Source organism: Shewanella sp. DNRA4, from assembly GCF_012843185.1.
In the GTDB taxonomy this organism is placed as follows: domain Bacteria; phylum Pseudomonadota; class Gammaproteobacteria; order Enterobacterales; family Shewanellaceae; genus Shewanella; species Shewanella xiamenensis.
Window position 1 is genome coordinate 1 of record NZ_JABAIP010000035.1, and the last position, 1,015, is coordinate 1,015.

Annotated in this window: 1 protein-coding gene; it reads left to right on the top strand. The window is 40.3% G+C overall.

What is annotated here, in order from left to right:
* The first annotated feature begins 197 nt into the window (after positions 1-197).
* On the top strand, positions 198-827 hold the full coding sequence (catB, locus tag HG547_RS20565) for a type B chloramphenicol O-acetyltransferase (RefSeq protein WP_169548857.1): 630 nt from the start codon (positions 198-200) through the stop codon (positions 825-827).
* The last annotated feature ends 188 nt before the right edge of the window (positions 828-1,015 follow it).

Consider the following 1,015-nt stretch of genomic DNA (forward strand, 5'->3'; position numbering starts at 1 on the left):
ATTAACTATAAAGGCTGAGTTTTAGTTAATAGGTTTGGAAAACGCGCATGCGCGTTTTTCGAGATGGTGTATTTGGCAGAAAGCTGATAAGTTCTTTGCATACAGATAGTTAACCGTGCGCGTTTTTACTTGTCCAACGAGGTAAACGCGCAGCGCACAAATACTAAGAAGTTATGTGCTTTTAGGAAAATTTAAAAATGAACTTCTTTACGTCCCCATTTTCAGGGATTCCCTTAGATCAACAAGTAACGAATCCGAACATTATTGTGGGAAAGCACAGTTATTATTCTGGTTATTATCACGGCCACAGTTTCGATGATTGTGCACGATATTTACATCCAGAAAGAGATGATGTTGATAAGTTAGTCATAGGGCGTTTTTGTTCTATAGGCTCTGGTGCTGTATTTATGATGGCGGGTAATCAAGGACATCGCAGTGATTGGGTAAGTACATTCCCATTTTTCTATCAGAATAATGATAATTTTGCAGATGCACGCGATGGTTTTACGTGTTCTGGAGACACAATTATTGGTAATGATGTGTGGATTGGTACTGAGGCTATGATAATGCCTGGGGTTAAAATCGGACATGGTGCAATAATCGCCAGTCGTTCAGTAGTGACTAAGGATGTTGCACCTTATGAAGTGGTTGGTTCAAATCCTGCTAAACATATCAAATTTAGATTTTCTGATGTGGAAATAGCGATGTTACTTGAAATGGCATGGTGGAATTGGCCGGAATCGTGGTTAAAAGAGAGTATGCTGTCTCTGTGTTCGTCAGACATTGAAGGGCTTTATCTCTATTGGCAGTCAAAAGCACGAACATAATAAACACCTCAAGAGGGAGTTCCAACGCGTGGCGTTTTCAGCCCCATGGAGCTGTGGTGGTTATGGTTGCTGTGTTTTAGTTTGGCGGTATTGTGTTGCTAACCCCTTAGTCAGGCGTTGACCCATAGAAATATTAACCCGAAACTAATGAATTTAAGTAAAAAATCTAGCAAGGTTTTGTCCCAAAG